A 17837-nucleotide genomic window follows, 5' to 3' on the forward strand; every position below is an offset into this window, starting at 1 on the left:
ACTTCCTAACGAAAGAACGATCGGAGTAATAACAGCGCGATGCTGCTGGCTGACGATCTTAGGGAAAACCGCTTGGATCGTAAACTTGGTCGAATCAACTTCTGAGCCTCTGGCACCACGTTGCAGGCTCCGCTTCTCCGAGTCGGACTTTTGGCTTGCTCGATGGCGAATGGTAATGATAAGTGGCCGAAGCTATTTGCGATGGGAAGCTCGAGAACTGCGGCTGATCGTCATCCACTCCGATTGGCGGCCGCGACGAATCGCCAGTCTAGAAGGACTGGAGCGAGCCTACGCAGGTATACCTTCAGAGGACAATTCTGTTTCCTAGTCTATAGTCGATGTAAGTTTGAGCCACCTATCGGCGTATCGGCCGCAGGACTCATGAGCTAACAACAATCAATCTACAGACTTTCCTTCTTCGGCGCGATGCGGGAAAGTTCACAAGAGGAGCATGGGCTGTGGAGATCATTGACGAGATCAAGAAAGAACTGATGCAGGTATACGCGCTGCTCAGCAAGACAGATCAAGAGCGAATTAGTTACGCGAAACAGCTGAACGAGGCGCTACTTGAGTTAGGGCCGGCCCGCTTCAATTCCAATCATTATCTGAAGCTTCACGCGGAAAGCCGCATCATAGAGCTCGATTTTCCTGTGTCCCCGAAATATCGCGACTGGTCCAAAAGCCCTCACGTACAGAAGCTCAAATTCCACTTTGAAAACCGACATACCGATTGGCGTGACGTGCTGATCGCATGTGATCGCTTCATGGATTCCTTTCTGCGAATTCCGAATCTGCAGCAGCCCGATGAGGCTTTAACCCAGCCCTATTGGTCGAACGGCTGGATTCCAGGACTAGATGCCGTCCTACTATATTACTTCGTCGCGACCACCCGACCACGCATCTACTTTGAAGTCGGCTCAGGCAACTCAACGAAGTTCGTCAGGAAAGCTATCAATGATTACGGATTGAGTACGCGGATCATTTCGGTGGACCCTTCTCCACGTGCCGAAATTGACTTGATCTGCGATCAGGTCCATCGCGTTGGATTGGAAGCACTTGACTTGAACGTGCTGAATGAACTGACGCCCACTGACCTCGTCTTCGTAGACAATAGCCATCGCTCGTTTCCAAATTCGGACGTAACCGTCTTCTTTATGGAAGTGCTTGGCCGGCTGCCAAGGGGACTCTTGTACGGAATTCACGACATCTTTCTGCCGGACGACTACCCTGGCGGGTGGGCTCCGAGGTACTATAATGAACAATACCTCTTGGCATCCTATCTATTCGGCGGCGCAGATGGAGATACGATTGAATTTCCAGCCGGGTATGTCTCCAACCAACCGGATCTTATACAAGTGCTCGATCGGCTCTGGAAGGATCCAGATCACGAAGGGATCTTGCCTCATGGTGGGTCGTTCTGGCTCCGAAAAGGCTAGCCCGTACCGTGACTTTCGTCAGATAGACGGAAGTATGTCAGACTTCAATCTCAGCGCCGCCTGGGCGGTAGCTATGACCAAGTGCCCTGAATGGGGATAGCGATGATTGATACATTCGGTTCGGGGATCACGCTACCCGCGTCCGCCAAACATCCGTTGTTGCGATCAGTTCGACTTACACCAGACAGTCCGGTTAATGTAATCCGTATAGCTCAGCACGACACGAACTACCTGCTTTGACACTGCATCGACCTCGTAGTCCGGTACGGTTCTGAAAACTGGCTGTGTGGATCGATGTTGCCTGATAACGATCTGCACGGCTTCTAGCACACGTCGCGCTTTCAATCCGCTCATTATCAACGTGCCGACATCCATTCCCTCCGGCCTCTCGTGAGCATTGCGGATGGTGATAGCAGGCAGATTGAGAAGTGACGCCTCCTCCGTGATTGTACCGCTGTCCGAAAGCACGCAAAGCGCTGCGGTTTGAAGCCGAACATAGTCGATAAACCCGAACGGACGAGCAAATGTGACCTTGCTGTGCTGGCTGATCGGCCCCAACGCGTCGAGCCGTTTGCGTGTCCGAGGATGCGTCGATACCACCACTTGATGCCCGTACTCTTCGGCCAACCTTTTCAGTGTTTCGAGAATCTCCTGAAGGTTCTCTGCACTATCAACGTTCTCCTCGCGATGAATGCTAACTAGGAAGAACTTTCGTTCCTCCAAACCAAGGCGAGCAAGCACATCGGAGGCTCGAACCTTAGGCATATAGTGCTGCAAAACCTCTCGCATATGCGAACCGGTCTTGATAATTGTCTCCGGACGAATTCCCTCTGCAAGGAGGTATCTTCTTGCGTGCTCGGTCAGAACGAGGTTTATATCGCTCAAATGATCGAGAACTTTCCGGTTCAGCTCTTCTGGCACCCGCTGGTCGAAGCATCGATTCCCCGCCTCCATGTGAAAGATAGGAATCTTCCTACGCTTGGCAGCGATTACTGCAAGACAGGTGTTCGTGTCACCGTAGAGTAGCAATGCCTCCGGTCTCTCCGCATTCAATACGTCATCCGATTTAGCTATAACGTCCGCAATTGCCCGCGCGGGTGATGCTCGGTTATCAATGCCCAAGAAGTGGTCCGGCTTACGTATTTCAAGCTCGTCAAAGAAAACTTGATTCAGCTCGAAATCATAGTTTTGTCCTGAATGTACCAGGACGTGATCAACTTGAGCGTCGAGTTCGGCGATGACACGACTCATCTTGATCAGTTCCGGCCTCGTGCCGACTAACGTCATGACCTTCATCAATTCGTCTCTCTGCTCTTCGCCCTGCTTAGCGTCCAAGCTCCCGGCGCACAAAATCTAACGCGAGCAATTGCTCCTTAATACCGGCCACGCTCAGGCGATCCGTATTGTGGGAAGTGTAGTCTTCCGCCATCGACAGCTCTGGCTCACCTTCCACAAAGAACTTATCGTAGTTCAAGTCCCGATTATCAGCTGGCACCCGGTAGTATCGGCTCTCCTGCGTGGCTCTCATTATTTCTTCTCGTGCAATCAAGGTTTCGAACAGCTTTTCTCCGTGTCTGGTTCCGATGATGTTAATGGGATTGCGCGCTTCGAAAAGCTCCTTGAGGGCTTGAGCAAGATCACCGATGGTTGCGGCCGGCGCCTTTTGGACGAACGTATCACCGGGCCTGCTATGCAAGTAGGCGTGGACAACGAGTTCAACCGAGTCTTCTAGCGACATCAGGAAGCGGGTCATTTTAGGATCGGTCACCGTGAGGGGAAGGCCCTTCTTGATCTGACTTATAAACAATGGAATAACCGACCCGCGAGATCCCATCACGTTCCCATAACGGGTGATACAGAAGATCGTTTTGCCGGCGCCCCTTGATTTTGCTAACACGACTTTTTCGGCAAAAGCTTTCGAAATCCCCATTGCGTTGACGGGATACACGGCCTTGTCCGTACTCAGAAAGACGACGCGATTGACCTCGTTTTCGATCGCGGCCTGTAGAACGTTTTCAGTACCGAGAACGTTAGTGCGCATCGCTTCTATTGGGTAGAATTCGCAGGAGGGCACCTGCTTCAAGGCAGCGGCATGAAAGACGTAGTCGACTCCCGTCATGGCGTCCCGTACACTTCCATAATCCCGAATGTCGCCCAGGACGAACTTAACCTTCGTATTCTTCAGCTCGGTTCGCATATCTTCCTGCTTCTTCTCGTCGCGACTAAATATGCGAATTTCGCGGATCTCCGTGTGGAGAAACCGACGCAACACGGCATTGCCGAAGGATCCAGTTCCACCGGTGATCATTAGTGTTTTGCCACTAAACATGGGCTGCCTCGTGACGTACATCGGCTTCATACATTCGACGAATTAGTTCGGGCCAGGCCGGAGCTCGATATCCGGTCACGGCTGTGAACTTCTTAGAAATCAACGAACGATCGATTTGCACACTCGAGTCCTCCAAGATGGAAATTTCCTTTCGATACTCCTTTGCAATGAGGCGGAGCAGATTGAACTTGGAAATTGGCTGCGCGGACACATGGTAAACCCCACTAAGCTCAGGCCTCGGCATAACGACGTCACGAATAATTGCCGCGAGCTCACATGTAGGGAGGCCGGAGAAGATTGCCTTCGTGTACCCTACTGCCGTTCGCTTCTGTAAAAAAAACCATTCCACTAGCGAATGCGATGTAGACAGCTCTCTCCCGATTATAGAGGTGCGCAGTGTCACCGCATTTTTGTAGCTACTCAGCTCCCCGAGCAGTTTGGACTGACCATAGAGGTCTTGCGCGTCCGTAGGGTCTTCCTCCGTATAGTTTCCCTTTGCACCCGAAAAGACGCAGTCGGTGCTGATGTGAATCACTCGTGCACCGACGAGGGAACAAAGCCGAACGAGACGATGAGGAAACAGTGCATTGATCGGCAAGGCGATAAGAGGATCACATGCGGACGACAGTTGCTTCACTAAGCCGACACAGTTCACAACAACGTCCGGACGTTCTCGATCCAGAATCGAAACGAGAGAGTTGTCGTCCAATACATCTAGCGTTACGAGCCGCGCCACTTGTTGTGGTGCAAAAAAGCGCGACGCTTGCTTGTCGCGAATGGTCGCCAGCAATTCGCAATTCTCATCCTCCACAAAAGATCGAAATACCGCTGCTCCCAACATCCCGCTTGCGCCGAGAATAAGTACTTTCGTTCTACGCATGGCCTCCCATCCTCGATTCCAAGACTCTCAATAATCTACCTATTACGTGCTCGGCCTCGAAGTGCTCTTTGTAGTAGGCCTGGCCCGCCTCTCCCATTTGTAGCCGCTTTTTGAAAGGCATGTCGGTGAGTTCGAGAATGCTCCGTGCAAGACCGGCAGCATCTTCAGCCTCGACAGTGAGCCCCGCCCCCGACTTCTCAATCAAGTCGGCCGCCGCCCCACTTATGGCGCCTACGATGGGCCGTCCAGCTTTGAGATATGCCTGCACTTTGCTGGGAATGGTTGCATTCAACGCGGCATCTCGGCCCAACGTGACGAGCAGGCAATCGGCCAACCTAAACAGTTCCGGCATCATACGGTTGTCCAGCATTCCCACCATTGCGAGGTTGTTTATTCCAGCATCAGCTGCGGCACGACGTAGCGACTCAGCATCGCTTCCTGTGCCGGCCACAATTATCAGTATCTCTGGTCGCGACTGAAGAACGCGCGCCGCTTCGACGATAGTCGTTAGCGCTTGGGCACGGCCGAGATTACCCGCGAACACAACCGAGAATCTTCCGCAAAATAAGCGCTGGATGTGGATGGGCAAAGGCACGATCTCTTCCGAAACATAGGAAGCGGCAAAGTTTGGGAGTACAAAAATTCTATCACTCGAAATCGTTTCGGAGATTGGTCGAACGAACTTCTCAGATTGCACAAAAACGGTATCTCCGGCTCCGTAGACAAAGTCCGAGACAAGCCGGAGCCCCCGCGAAACAAGGCGGCTTCCGGCAAATCCGGTCGACTTCACAACGTCTGGCCAGAGATCCTGAACCCAAAGAGCAAGATGACAGCGCTTTAGCCTGCGCAGGAGAATTGCTGGAATCGCGGCCGTGATGGGAGTTGTGAATACAAGAATAACATCAACGTCGCGACCGCGAAGCAACCAAGGAAACCGCAGAAGCCCGGAAAAGACGAAGGACATGTAGTTAAGACTTAGGTCGAGCGCACTGGCCTTATGTCTAGGCCGACAAGGCACCCTTATGACACTCGCGCCCTCGTACCGTTCGCATTGAATGCCATGCCGAGTATATGGTGGATGAATCTGTCCAGTCGGATAGTTGGGTTTGCCCGTTACGACCGTGACTGAGTGACCTCGTGCGACCAGCCTTTGAACCAGCTCATTGACTATGAAAGACTCTGGCCAAAAATACTGTGTTACTAGCAAAATGCGCATCAAGGTATGCTAATCCAATCAGGCTTTCTCGAAGTGGGACAACGGACCCACGCGTAAGTTTTCGCATACTGCTCGGCGATGCCAGGCCATGAGAAGTTCTGCAGAGCATACTCTCTTGCCCGTTCTCCGATAGACTGCGCTTGAGTCAGCGTCAGTGAAATTGCTTCTCGCAAGGCTTGCCGCAACTGACCAACATCGTTGTCGACAACCCACCCCAGCCTTCTTTCCACAAGATGGCCCCATGGGGTAGCGCGGGAGGTGATTACGGGAAGACCAGCCCGGAGAGCTTCGGCCACAGAGATCCCAAAGTTCTCGCCGTATGACGGCAGGACATACACAGAGCAACTGCGAAGCTTTTGCCACTTCTGGTCCCCGTAGAGAGGCCCTAAAAGCTTAACATCTCGTAGCAGTCCTAACGTTTGAATTTGCGTTTTCAAGAATTCCCGATACCTCGGATCGCCAAAACCATGTATGTGCAATTCGTAGCCTCGCCGGTCTTCTAAACCGCTCCAAGCTTGCAACAAGTCAGCAACACCTTTCGCAGGAGACAGGCGCGCCAAGAAGAGCACAATCTTCTCGCGCTCAACTCGACCAGATTCTGCTAACCTGGTACTATCCTCCTCTACCCCGTTAGGGATGATGGCAATCGGGGACAGCAGCCCCAGCCCACGGAGCTGCAGATGTTCCTGTTCAGAACTAGCAATGAGCAGATCGGCGCACTCAATCATTCTTCTTTGATAGACGTGCCAAGCCACACACTTTTTGATTCGCTTCTGCGCAAGCGCCCATGGAGCCAAAGCGCCATGCGGGCTAACAACGAGCCGCGCTCGGTGCTTTTGTGCTTGCCGATGAGCGAACCACTCAAATGGCGTCCAAAGACCGTGGATGTGAACTAGGCCGGAGAACAGATAAGCTGGAAGAGCGCCGAAGCCACGTCCGCCCTGTCCGGCTACGTAGACGCTTTCATATTTCTGCTCGGGCGGCGAACCGCATATGAGGCTCGAAGCCGCTTGTTGCTCCAGCAAAGCACGATGAAGGGGCAACGCCACGGCAGCCATACCGCCACCCGTTCTCGTTGCATCCCTCAATATACCTGTAACGCTCCCCGCAAGCCCCCCCATTTCTCCTCAGTACCTACCCAAGCGCGAGTTCAATTGCAAGTTCAATTTTTACATGGCCGTTGCCGGGACAATTTACCTTCTCATCCGGAGGCTGTAATGGATGACCTTCAGTTGGTTTGCATGACGGTATCCGGGGAAGCCATATCGCGAAATACCAGAGCGAATGGTTCGATCAGCATGAATCTAACGAGATTGATCCGCGTTGCCGAAACTTCGCCGTGTGGCAAACCAAGTCGGGATGATCACCAACATCCCCACCGCTGAGCTGAGTCATATGCTACTTAGCCACGGGAGTGAATTCGAGGTTGTGGAAAGTGCATGTATTGATCGCAGACTATTGTTTTGTGGCGCCCGAAATTACGAGACACTTCTACTTAAATCGAGCCCAAGCAACCCCGAGCGGCCAGACGTATAGCTGTTTCGGCTCGGGTTTCGAAGGGGTAGTTCGTGGGATCCCAAATACGCAATCTGGCTCAAGATGCACGGCTTCTGCAGAAAACGTCGTAGAGCGAACCATCTTGACGCAGTACGCTGAGTGGTTCGAACATTTGCGCTCCTCCGTCCCGCTTGACGACTTCGACGTGATCGAAGTTCCTTCGTATTACCCGTTCGCGCACCTAATCAAGAAGGGGCCGCGCACCCGACTACGACTCGTGCTGCACGGGATGAACTCGCATTTGCTCGCAGCTGGATATGAGAACCATGCCACCCTGTTCGAGTACGTCAGAGGATGGCAGAGGCTCGAGGTAGCATCAGTTGCTTCGGCGGATGAGATCGTCGCGGCATCGCTCGCGGAGAAGGCTAGCTTCGAAGAGCAATTCGGCTACTCCGGTGACGTAACCGTACCCAGTCCATTTCTCTTTTTGCCTAGCCTGGCCTCCGCTCCGCGGATTGAGCCGCTTGCGGCGACGAACTCAGTCCAACAAACAGACGCGCTGAATCTGATCTATGTCGGCCCGCTTGATGGAGTCCATGAACCGCATCGGCTGAGCGAAGTGAGGAGGCGAGTGAGCCGCCACAACGTCAACCTCAAAGCCTATGGCCCCAGCCTAAAATTCCGTGCGAACGAATCGTCTTCCATAATACGGACGATCGCTCCTGAAATCGAAATCTCGCAATCATCTGCGACTTGGTGGGAGCTTGAGGATCCTGACATCACCATCGTCGTTTATCCTGGTCGCGCAACAGTAAACTGGCTCCCGCTGCATGCAGTAATGCGCGGCTACACTGTTTGTTTGAGCGATCGCGCTGGCTGCAAGCAGATGTTCGACGATTGCGGCCTAGAATATGCTCGCGTTGAAGACACAACAGCCTTGGAGCCGCTTCCGCGGGCGGTTCGCCTCGAGAACATAGGGCGGATGTTGTCGGCCTTACGGAGCAATGTTGCGTCTCCATCGGCCGAGTTGGGAGAGCATGCATGATCCCGAACGAACGACCGCTCGTATCTATCGTTATTCCCGTGTACAATGGCGCAAATTTCCTTGCCGACGCCATCCGCTCCGCACAAGGTCAGACCTATCCCAACATTGAAATCGTTGTCGTGAATGACGGATCGCGCGACCACGGAGCGACACGAGAAGTTGCGCTCTCCTTTGGAGATGGAATTCGATATTTCGAGAAAGAGAATGGCGGCTGCGGGAGCGCTTTTAACTACGGTATCGAGCGAATGCGAGGTGCCTATTTCTCGTGGCTGAGCCATGACGATTTTTATGATCCTAAAAAGATCGAGCGACAGCTGGAGGTCTTGTTCGAAAATCAAAACGAAGCGAAGGTAGCATGTTGCTCCTATCGTGTTTTGGAGACTGGCACCGGCCGCCTGTCTCCGCAGCATTACTTCGACGTCCGGGAGCTTACAGCGAAGCCCTTTTACGGCCTGTTTCGCGGTGCCATCAACGGCAACTGCCTGCTGATTTCGAAGGACGTATTCGACGAGATAGGTCGATTTGATGAGTCGCTGCGCACAACTCAGGACTACGACCTCTTCTATCGCCTACTACAGCGTTTCAGCATTGTTTATCATGATGATGTCCTAGTCACTGCGCGTGTACACCCGCAGCAAGACACAATCGCGAAATACGATTTAGCTATGAATGAGTCGGACGAGCTATGGTCGCGTTTCATAGCTGAGTCACCATCGATTGGCGTCTTCACGTATGAACGCTCCCCACTCGAATATTGGGCAAAGCTTGCCAACCACTTGTGGCAATCGCCCTACCCGGCGGCGCGAGAGAGGGTATTCGAAGAACTGCGGCGAGCGCTCGAGGAAGGGCCGAAGCAGGATCAACCGCTCGTTTCAATTGTGATACCTTTTGTACGGGTGGACGATTTGTTTCTGAGCGCGATCAAGTCGGCCGTCGAGCAAACCTACACGAATCTTGAGATTGTAGCGGCAGCGAACATTCGATTGGGCGCGGATTCGCTTCGCGAGGTTCATTCTCTCGCACGTGCTAGCGGTCGCCAGATGATCGTAGTCGACGCCTCCGAGAAGCGCGGAGCTTCGTATGCTCGAAATCGAGGCCTCGATGCAGCCAAAGGTGAACTGATCGCGTTGCTTGATGCAGACGATTTCTGGCATCCCAAGAAAATCGAGTATCAGGTAGCCGCTATGATCGGTACTGATTGTAGCGCTGTTTCTACCGCGTACTCGTTGAACCATCTCGACGTGGAGGACTTCGCTCCTAAACAGAAACTGTATTACACGGTGCGTGACTACTTGCTCACGCTGGATAGAATATTTCCAACCCCTTCATTCATGTTTCGAGCAACCCCCATACGCTTCGACGAGAACATGACTATCTGCGAGGATATGGACTTCTTCTCAAAACTCATAGGCGACGGCTTCTTCCTCGAACTGCCTTTTAAGCTTTGTGTCGTAAACACCAAACCAGTCTACGCGTGGAACGTCTCCGAGGCGTACTCCTCTCGGATGTCAGTGTGTGTCGCACGTGGTGTTTCCGAAAAGGGAGATGAATTCGAAACTGAACTTTTTCTAACTTTGTGCCGCGTGGCTCTTTCGCGAGGTGAACTGAGCGACCTGCAGTTTGTTGCCCGCAACTGGTCTCGGGTCATTCGGGCTGTGCCTCGCCACTACGTCACCGAAAAGTTTGCTCGCCATCTTGCCCGCAGAATACCGGCAGCTCGGACGATCGCGGCGCAGCTTCGTCGCGCGCGCTCTGGTCTGGCCCAGAGGACGTCGCTGCCGTCGCTTTGGAGCGTGTCACGCGGATCGGGCAGGAGCTTACGCTCGATCGTCTACCATGCCATGATGCCAAGCAGCATCGAGAGACGCATCGTCGCCGCCTCTAGTCAGTATAGAGCTTTGATCACTCGCTTGGAGCAGGTCACCGCAGAATTCACTGCTGCGCGAGAGGCACATGCTATTGCCTTGGCTCAGCTAGAGCAAACGATTGTCGAGCAACGAAATCGGCATCAGGAAGAAACCGCGCGCCTGGAACGGAGTGTCTCCGAGCACGATGCTGTTCACACGGCAAGCCTCGCACAGATCGCTCAGCTGGAGCAGACGATCGCAGGGCATCAAGATAGGCATAGGACTGATCACGAGCGCTTAGGTCAGCTAGAAGCGCTTTTGGCGGAGCACCGAGGCATAGAGAGCGCGCATCGTGACACCATTGTTAGGCTCGAGAGCAGGTTAGCTGAGCACTTGGGCATTCACGCTGCGCGGATCCAGGAGATCGCTCGGCTTGAGCAGATAAACGCTGAGCAACAAAGGACGCACAAGACTCTTTCTGAGCAGATTGTTCGGTTGGAAGAGGCTATCGCACAGCGAACCCACGATTTGGCGCAGAGCCGACTGGAACTTGCGGCCGCGGTCAACGAAAACAGCGCTCTTCGCGGCCAAGTGACGGCCTATAGTGTTGCCAACAACAATCAGTCGGCCTTGATTACGGGCAGATTGTCTCTCTTGGACTACAGTATCCACTCGCTTGTGAAGTCTGCTGGTCGGCGCGAAAGCGGCGCTAGCGCCGCCTATCTTGACTTGATGGAGCGTGCGTTGGTCGGTCTCCTGACCGGCGATCCGGCCATAAGCCCCTGGTCTAAAGGAAAGTTTGATCCAGATATCCGAGCCATTGGCAGGGATTGGCCCCAGCAAGCGCTGACAATGATCGGTACTGTGCGTATGCGGAATCTGCGCCATCTGCTCGAACAGATCATCCAAGACAACATTCCGGGCGACCTAATTGAAACAGGCGTTTGGCGCGGAGGGGCCTGCATCTACATGCGCGCGATTCTTGCTGCTCATAACATCACTGATCGCACCGTTTGGGTGGCGGACTCGTTTTCCGGACTACCTCGACCCAACGAAGCAGCGTTCCCAGCGGACCTCGGAGATATTCATTATACGTTTGGCGAACTATCCGTCTCACTGAATGAGGTTAGGCAAAACTTCGAGCGGTACGGGCTGCTTGATGAGCAGGTTCGCTTCCTCGAAGGATGGTTCAAAGATACCTTACCATCGGCCCCGATCGAACGGCTCGCTCTTATGCGGCTCGACGGCGACATGTACGAGTCGACAATCCAAGCTCTAGACGCACTTTACGTTAAGCTCTCAGCCGGCGGCTTCGTAATCGTCGATGACTACATACTTGAACCTTGCCGCAAAGCAGTCGAAGATTTCCGGATGAGGCACGAAATCACCGCTCCTCTTGAGCCCATCGACGGCGCCGCCGTGTTCTGGCGCAAGTCACCGGCCCAGGTAAGCGTCGCGCCACTCCCGTCCTCCACCGTACCGAACAGGGAGACACTGTGTGATTGATCATTCGATTTCGCCCCATCACATGATTAGAACTTTTGTTCAGTATCGCGGCTTGATTGGCAAGCTGGTACTACGTGAATTTGCTGCCAAGTATCGCGGATCATTGGGGGGCGTGGTGTGGGCTGTGCTTACGCCTCTCATTATGGTCGCGATATTCGTGTTTGTTTTCGGCATCGTGTTCCAGGCGCGCTGGGGAGTGGAGGAAGCGCAGAAGGCAACGTTCACCGTAACGCTTCTAGTAGGTATGGTAGTGCATGGACTTTTTGCCGAAGCGCTTTCGCGCTCACCCACGGTCGTCGTTGGCAATCCATCCTATGTGAAGAAAGTGGTATTCCCGCTCGAAATACTGCCGGTTGTAGTAGTTTTGAACGCTCTCATCAGCGCCCTAATCGGGCTAGCTATTGTGGTCTTGGTCCATTTCGCACTATCCGGAGTTCTTTCGCCGACGCTACCGTTGTTACCCCTCGTGCTCTGCCCTTTTCTGATGGCAGTGCTGGGTATTGTCTATTTTCTGAGTTCAATCGGCGTTTTTTTTCGCGACTTACTGCAAATCATCGGTCTTCTTACGATGGCAACGATGTTCATGGCACCGATTTTTTATCCGACTTCCGCCGTGCCATATCCGTATCGCACGTTATTGTATCTCAATCCGCTCACGTTTGCAGTCGAGCAGGCCCGGGCCGTTGCCCTTTACGGGCAAGCGCCGAATTGGGAAGGGCTTCTCATCTTCGCTTTGGCAGGGCTAACATCGTTCTGGCTTGGATACGCTTGGTTTCAGAAGACGCGGAAGGGATTTGCCGATGTCCTCTGAATCTTGCGTGATGATCGAATCGTTGAGCAAATGCTATCATGTATTCAATTCGCCCCCTGATAGGCTAAAGCAATCGATACTGCCGCGCTTACAGAAAGTGGCTGCGCCTATTGGACGCCTCGTGGGTAAGACCATCACGCCACGCCAGTACTTTCAGGAGTTCTGGGCTCTGCGGGACGTGAGTTTTTCGGTCGGACGGGGTGAAGCCGTGGGGGTGATTGGCCGCAATGGGGCCGGAAAATCTACACTGCTTCAGCTTGTCTGCGGGACGCTAACACCAACTTCCGGTTCTGTCGTCGTGAAGGGACGCGTGGCTGCGCTGCTTGAGCTCGGCTCCGGTTTCAACCCTGAATTCACAGGCGTCGAGAACATTCACCTTAACGCAAGTGTGCTCGGTCTTTCTAGCTCCGAGATTGACGCCAAACTTTCAGACATCATTACCTTCGCGGATATCGGCGATTTCATTCACCAGCCGGTCAAGACCTACTCGAGTGGCATGGCAATGCGCCTAGCCTTCGCGGTAATCGCGCACGTCGATGCTGACGTATTGATTGTCGATGAAGCTCTGTCGGTAGGCGACGCCTACTTCCAGCAGAAGTGCATGCGCTGGCTGCGCGGTTTTTGTGAGCGAGGCACTCTGCTGTTCTGCGGACACGACATTAGTGCAGTTATGAGTTTTTGCAATAAAGCCATTTGGCTGGATGCCGGTGCGATCAAAGCAGTAGGCGATTCCAAAGAGGTCTGCGAGGCGTATACCTCCGCAGTCTACGCACAGTCCACGGGGCTTCCAGCGGCGGCAATACGTTCAAGCCGCCGGAAGTCTTTCATTGCAAAGGAGCAAAGCGCTTTGCAGCGCCCTGCTCAGTCGATCACCGTGTTCGAATTCAACGATAAGTGCGCCTCATTTGGGAGTGGAGATGGTACGGTTCTAGACGTGCGTCTGAGTCGGCCAGACGGCAGTGACCTAAACTGGATTGAAGGCGGCGAAGAGGTCTGCGTAACCATCACCGTTCGGGCAGAGGTTTCCATCACTCATCCCATTGTGGGCTTTCACGTTAAGGATCGCCTTGGACAGCCTTTGTTCGGCGATAATACTTATCTTGCGTTCCGAGAAAAGAAGTTCGAGATCAAACAGGGCGAGATCGTAGACGTCAAGTTTGTGTTTGATCTGCCTTGTCTACAGTCCGGTGAATACGCAATCACTGCAGCGATAGCATCCGGAACTCTAGAAAATCACGTGCAACACCACTGGCTGCACGACGCGCTAGTATTCACGGTGAACTCACCTTACCGCAACGGTGTGATGGTGGCGATACCTATGCGCTCGATCACGATAGATCCTGTCACGCAACTCAGTTTGGGGACCACAACGCGCAATTCCGACAGTATAAGCACAATGGCCAATTAGAGAGCGTTCAATTCGTGTTCTGGCGGCGACCGCGGAAGACATACTGAGCATGAGAGCGGGGACAGTTGTATATAAAACAATCGGGGCCGTTGGTGTCCTCGCTCTGTCTTTCTTCTGCACACTAACTTTCATTGATCATGCTGCACGACGAAACGCCAGCGATCTGTTTTCCCGTACCCCAAGGCAGCGCCCTACCGAGTCGATCCAAACGGCTAACTTGATCGTCGATCCTGCTTCGCTGCGCGAATGCGATCCTCCACGAGGATCAATACTCTCATGGGACGCTTCGGCGGCTGGCGTTCGATCGGTGAAAATACTGGTGCGACATACGAGAGACCAAGAAGAAGTCCTATTCACAACCGGTGGCGCGACGGGGACGGCCAGGACGGCGGCCTGGGTTAGAGCAGGTACCACTTTTGTTCTGCGCGATGCAGATAGCCTCCTCGAGATAGCCGAAACATCGGTCAGATCTGATGGATGCAGCTAGGCTGTCCTTACCTTCTAAAGGACGGCAAGTCGGCGCGTCAGTATTACCGGTGGATTGCACGGTGATCGAAACGCCGGCGGCGATCTGCGCCAATCAGAGCGAATTCTCATGAAATCGCGGCCCCTAGTGTCGATTATTATCCCAGCCTACAATGCGGCCCGCTATCTTCCGGAGTCGATTGGGAGTGCGCTCGCACAATCCTACTCATCCGTCGAAGTTGTGGTGGTTGACGACGGCTCGACCGACAAAACAGACAAGGTGATTCGATCTTATGGTCGCTCGATCAAGGCGCTATCTCAGCCTAACTCAGGACAGAGCGTTGCTCTCAACAGAGGGCTCTCTATTGCGACTGGCGAAATGGTCGCGTATCTGGGGGCTGACGATCGCCTGCACCCTTGTGCCGTTGAGATACTGGTAGATCGGCTGGCGCGCGAAGATAACGCATGTTTGGCGTATCCTGATTTCAACTTAATCAACGAGAATAGTAGAATAGTTCGCCGGATCTATGCTCCGGACTATGATCAACAACGATTGATAGCGGGTTTTCATTGTCTACCAGGACCAGGCGCCCTCGTTCGGAAGGATGCTTGGCTTACCAGTGGCGGCTGGTCTGCAGTTTTCCGGCAGATTCCCGATATGGACTTCTATTTCCGCCTATCCTTAATTGGTCCGTTTTGCCACGTTTCCGAGTGTCTTGCAGATTTTCGAGTTCATGCGGCTTCTACCACTTTTAAGGCGGGCACGTACGAAATGGCGAATGAGCCGATGCGACTGGTCAGCGACTTCTTCTCGCGTCCTGACTTGCCGCACAACATTCGTCGATGGGAAGCGAAGTCGCTGGCGAATGCCTTGCTTTTGTCCGGGTTTCTCCATGCAGCAAGAGGCCGTATCTTGATTGCAGTACGATGTTTTTCGCGAGCCATTCGCCGTAGCCCGAGTGTCATCTTTTCACGACCCTTTACGGCTTATATGATTCGTTCTTTTACTCGAAATGTACCTATCGGTTACTTTATTTCACTCATGACTCGATGCTCGAAGCTGTTTTCACAGCGTGGTCCATAAAAGACGACGCCATCTGGCAGCCCTTTTCACGAGACTCATAAGACAGAACGTGGGTGAAGAACCGGAAGCACCCAGCTTTGAGCGGGTAAACAACTATTCTCAAGGCCAAGCTGTTCGCGTTTGTCTTCTCTTCGCCAATCGCTTCTCGACGCGCTTGGTCAACGAGGCTGTGAGCGAGCAGGTGGCAGGAGCGCTACGCCGGGCACAAGGCCGATATTTACGACGGCGCAGAGTGGACTCGATCTGAAGGCATCGCTCACGAACGGCAGCACGATAAAAGAAGCCGCGGGGTTCCTGTGCCGCTCCGGCGAAGTTGAGGAAGTCGAGCGCAAGGCCCGCGAATTGGGTCTCCCGATCCGAATGATGTAATGAAGCGCCGCCCACAGAGGCAAAGCAAATGGCAGCAAGAAAGGTCTGGATTTACGAAGGACGCGACACGTTCAAAATGTTCGTTAGCGAAGATGAGGCGCAATCATGGCTCAAGGAGAATGATCCGGAGGGCATCGTCATCGAGCAACAAATAAGCGAGCGGCGGCCCGCCGGGTCGGCCGATCAATACGGGGTGCCGAAAGCGGACGAAGCGAGCTAGAGCCATGAAAATTATCGAAGTCGAGCCATACGACCCCGACAAACGCACGTGGTCGGAGCCCGAGCCCGCCACGAGCTTTCGGACCATCGATGGCATGCCGATGTACTGGTGCGACGACCGCGGCGTTGTGCACGTCTGCGAGGGCGCCGACATTCATCCCGATGCCCGAGTGTACTGGACGCTTTGCGGCAAAGACGCATCGAACGATTGGGTTTATCTGGCTCAGGACGAAGCAATCACCTGCCCGCTTTGCCGGGAACCTCGGCCTTACGAAAAACCCCCGCACGATGCGTGCGGCGCGCCGGTTTAATAACCCATGTTACGTCGTATGCGACAGAACACCACGGACCACCCAAATCCTTCGATTAGGAACGAAGCCTGATATCCTCTGTTGCCTCTACACCACCGCACCGTCCTTGGTATCTATCGGTGGTGAGAACGCAAAGACGCGCTCCCGCCTCACTCACACTTTGAGCAGCGCCATGTTTCACAGGCGTCGTTTCATAATCTTTGAGATACTCGAACAGCGACTAGCCGAAGAAGCTGCACGCCTGCGCAGACAGGTCCAAGACACTCGCTCAGACATCGAACGCGAACAACTCATCCGCAGGGCCCGTCAAGCCGAAATTGGATCGCATATCCGGGAATGGCTAACATCCCCCGGCCTCCAGCCGCCGCGGTAGATTTTTTAGGCGGAGCGGCGAAAGCGGGCACCTGCTGCCGCCGCGCTCAGGGCGTCCTCTGACCAGGGACGCTCGGGGTGATTTTCGCAGACCCAGCCCAGCCCGTGGCGCACCGGACAATTACGTGGGTCCTTCACCAAAAAAAGCAGCCCAGCCGTCGCATCGGCCGGAGCTGCCAAGTTCGTCACCGTACACACACGCTTGTAAGCCAACGTGCGTGCGACAATAGAACCTCGCTAGAACAGGTCCGTTCCAACTCGATCGCTTATAGCTGGATCGGCAACACCAGCTGGATAGCGGGCGGAGCACCATAGCGCCCGAGGAATGTCTCCAGTGACTCCGGGATTTCGCCGCACTCGGCGCAGCGCTCGCTCAGCTCGGCCGCGATCTCCTCCGAGGCGTCGCGCGGCCTTCGGCGGTGTTGAAGCTGACGATACGCACAGGGTTGCTGTACTGGCCCTCCATCAGATGGCGCAGCAAGGTAGCGCGGTCGGTGTCTTCCTCGTTAGTCTCGCGCCAGGCGCGGCCCAGCCGGTGGCCAAATTCGTCCAGGACCAGATAGATGTCGATGTCGTCAGAGGGCGGCACAATCGAAGGCGAGAAACGCATTGCGCATACTCCACGCGACTGTCAGAACTGATCCTGCACCCTTCGATAGGCCGGATGCTGCGGGTTCTTGACTTTGATCCAGTGACTGCACGGGCCGGCACCATACCAGCGCCCGCCATGCTTGGACACCAGCCCCTCCAGCCCCATGTTGCAGGCGGCGCGGAACAGGTCTGGCCCGATCTCGCCGGTCTCGAACGGCGCCACGAAGATGCCGCTGGCGCGCCGCACCAGGAGCCGTTCCAGGTTCAGCTTGCGCATCGATAGCGGCAGCTTGCGCACGTCCTCACCATTATCGGCCAGGATGTCGAAGGCGTAGAGCTGCACCTCATCGTTGTATTTGCCGGAGTGCAGGCCGTCGTAATCGCTGATCCCGTTGACCCCGAGCAGCACCGCCTCGCCGTCCAGCACAAATTGTTTGGTGCGGATCTGGCG

Annotated in this window: 15 protein-coding genes; 8 read left to right on the forward strand and 7 right to left on the reverse strand. The window is 54.2% G+C overall.

All coding sequences use genetic code 11. The features are described 5' to 3' along the window. Positions 1-458: 458 nt before the first annotated feature. The gene (locus I6F35_RS02500) at positions 459-1436 is read left to right on the forward strand and encodes a class I SAM-dependent methyltransferase (RefSeq protein WP_225116064.1); all 978 of its coding nucleotides are present in this window, start codon (positions 459-461) and stop codon (positions 1434-1436) included. A 165-nt stretch (positions 1437-1601) separates the two neighbouring features. Here I6F35_RS02500 and wecB read toward each other — a convergent pair whose 3' ends face one another. From wecB to I6F35_RS02525, 5 genes are read right to left on the reverse strand one after another with little or no spacing between them, the layout of a single operon-like run. After that, positions 1602-2732: a UDP-N-acetylglucosamine 2-epimerase (non-hydrolyzing) gene (wecB, locus tag I6F35_RS02505; RefSeq protein ID WP_225116065.1), complete on the reverse strand. Its 1131-nt coding sequence runs from the start codon at positions 2730-2732 to the stop codon at positions 1602-1604. 28 nt (positions 2733-2760) lie between these two features. Continuing rightward, positions 2761-3765: a polysaccharide biosynthesis protein gene (locus tag I6F35_RS02510; protein ID WP_225116066.1), complete on the reverse strand. Its 1005-nt coding sequence runs from the start codon at positions 3763-3765 to the stop codon at positions 2761-2763. Beyond that, a complete protein-coding gene (locus tag I6F35_RS02515) occupies positions 3758-4645 on the reverse strand; it encodes an SDR family oxidoreductase (protein WP_225116067.1) in 888 nt (295 codons plus the stop codon). The genes I6F35_RS02510 and I6F35_RS02515 overlap by 8 nt, the downstream gene beginning before the upstream one ends. After that, a complete protein-coding gene (locus I6F35_RS02520; protein WP_225116068.1) occupies positions 4638-5861 on the reverse strand; it encodes a glycosyltransferase family 4 protein in 1224 nt (407 codons plus the stop codon). Before I6F35_RS02520 ends, I6F35_RS02515 begins: the two co-directional genes overlap by 8 nt. Beyond that, on the reverse strand, positions 5861-6919 hold the full coding sequence (locus I6F35_RS02525) for a glycosyltransferase (RefSeq protein ID WP_225116069.1): 1059 nt from the start codon (positions 6917-6919) through the stop codon (positions 5861-5863). The genes I6F35_RS02520 and I6F35_RS02525 overlap by 1 nt, the downstream gene beginning before the upstream one ends. Positions 6920-7500: 581 nt before the next feature. On the opposite strand from I6F35_RS02525, the gene I6F35_RS02530 reads away from it, so the two are divergent. The 7 genes from I6F35_RS02530 (at position 7501) to I6F35_RS02560 (ending at position 16423) form a co-directional block, all read left to right on the forward strand. Continuing rightward, the gene (locus I6F35_RS02530; protein WP_225116070.1) at positions 7501-8403 is read left to right on the forward strand and encodes a hypothetical protein; all 903 of its coding nucleotides are present in this window, start codon (positions 7501-7503) and stop codon (positions 8401-8403) included. After that, a complete protein-coding gene (locus I6F35_RS02535; protein ID WP_225116071.1) occupies positions 8400-11756 on the forward strand; it encodes a TylF/MycF/NovP-related O-methyltransferase in 3357 nt (1118 codons plus the stop codon). Before I6F35_RS02530 ends, I6F35_RS02535 begins: the two co-directional genes overlap by 4 nt. Beyond that, positions 11749-12567: an ABC transporter permease gene (locus I6F35_RS02540; protein ID WP_225116072.1), complete on the forward strand. Its 819-nt coding sequence runs from the start codon at positions 11749-11751 to the stop codon at positions 12565-12567. The genes I6F35_RS02535 and I6F35_RS02540 overlap by 8 nt, the downstream gene beginning before the upstream one ends. After that, positions 12557-13975, forward strand: a complete 1419-nt coding sequence (locus I6F35_RS02545) for an ABC transporter ATP-binding protein (RefSeq protein ID WP_225116073.1) — start codon at positions 12557-12559, stop codon at positions 13973-13975. The genes I6F35_RS02540 and I6F35_RS02545 overlap by 11 nt, the downstream gene beginning before the upstream one ends. Positions 13976-14588: 613 nt before the next feature. Beyond that, positions 14589-15524: a glycosyltransferase gene (locus I6F35_RS02550; protein WP_225116074.1), complete on the forward strand. Its 936-nt coding sequence runs from the start codon at positions 14589-14591 to the stop codon at positions 15522-15524. Positions 15525-15921: 397 nt separating this feature from the next. Further along, a complete protein-coding gene (locus I6F35_RS02555) occupies positions 15922-16113 on the forward strand; it encodes a hypothetical protein (protein ID WP_225116075.1) in 192 nt (63 codons plus the stop codon). A 4-nt stretch (positions 16114-16117) separates the two neighbouring features. Then, positions 16118-16423, forward strand: a complete 306-nt coding sequence (locus tag I6F35_RS02560) for a hypothetical protein (RefSeq protein WP_225116076.1) — start codon at positions 16118-16120, stop codon at positions 16421-16423. Between the two features lie 745 nt (positions 16424-17168). Here the strand turns inward: I6F35_RS02560 and I6F35_RS02570 are convergent. After that, positions 17169-17405 carry a hypothetical protein gene (locus tag I6F35_RS02570; protein ID WP_346283133.1) on the reverse strand — a complete coding sequence of 79 codons (237 nt, stop codon included), beginning with the start codon at positions 17403-17405 and terminating at the stop codon, positions 17169-17171. Positions 17406-17426: 21 nt separating this feature from the next. Continuing rightward, a complete protein-coding gene (locus I6F35_RS02575) occupies positions 17427-17831 on the reverse strand; it encodes a hypothetical protein (RefSeq protein WP_346283137.1) in 405 nt (134 codons plus the stop codon). Positions 17832-17837: the final 6 nt, after the last annotated feature.

The organism is Bradyrhizobium sp. BRP22 (genome assembly GCF_020194175.1).
Classification (GTDB): domain Bacteria; phylum Pseudomonadota; class Alphaproteobacteria; order Rhizobiales; family Xanthobacteraceae; genus Bradyrhizobium.

Excerpts from the sequence above, each read along its gene's own strand:
- wecB (WP_225116065.1), bottom strand. The coding sequence starts at position 2,732 with ATGAAGGTCATGACGTTAGTCGGCACGAGGCCGGAACTGATCAAGATG.
- I6F35_RS02510 (WP_225116066.1), bottom strand. The coding sequence starts at position 3,765 with ATGTTTAGTGGCAAAACACTAATGATCACCGGTGGAACTGGATCCTTC.
- I6F35_RS02515 (WP_225116067.1), bottom strand. The coding sequence starts at position 4,645 with ATGCGTAGAACGAAAGTACTTATTCTCGGCGCAAGCGGGATGTTGGGA.
- I6F35_RS02520 (WP_225116068.1), bottom strand. The coding sequence starts at position 5,861 with ATGCGCATTTTGCTAGTAACACAGTATTTTTGGCCAGAGTCTTTCATA.
- I6F35_RS02525 (WP_225116069.1), bottom strand. The coding sequence starts at position 6,919 with ATGGCTGCCGTGGCGTTGCCCCTTCATCGTGCTTTGCTGGAGCAACAA.
- I6F35_RS02535 (WP_225116071.1), top strand. The coding sequence starts at position 8,400 with ATGATCCCGAACGAACGACCGCTCGTATCTATCGTTATTCCCGTGTAC.
- I6F35_RS02545 (WP_225116073.1), top strand. The coding sequence starts at position 12,557 with ATGTCCTCTGAATCTTGCGTGATGATCGAATCGTTGAGCAAATGCTAT.
- I6F35_RS02555 (WP_225116075.1), top strand. The coding sequence starts at position 15,922 with ATGGCAGCAAGAAAGGTCTGGATTTACGAAGGACGCGACACGTTCAAA.
- I6F35_RS02560 (WP_225116076.1), top strand. The coding sequence starts at position 16,118 with ATGAAAATTATCGAAGTCGAGCCATACGACCCCGACAAACGCACGTGG.
- I6F35_RS02570 (WP_346283133.1), bottom strand. The coding sequence starts at position 17,405 with ATGCGTTTCTCGCCTTCGATTGTGCCGCCCTCTGACGACATCGACATC.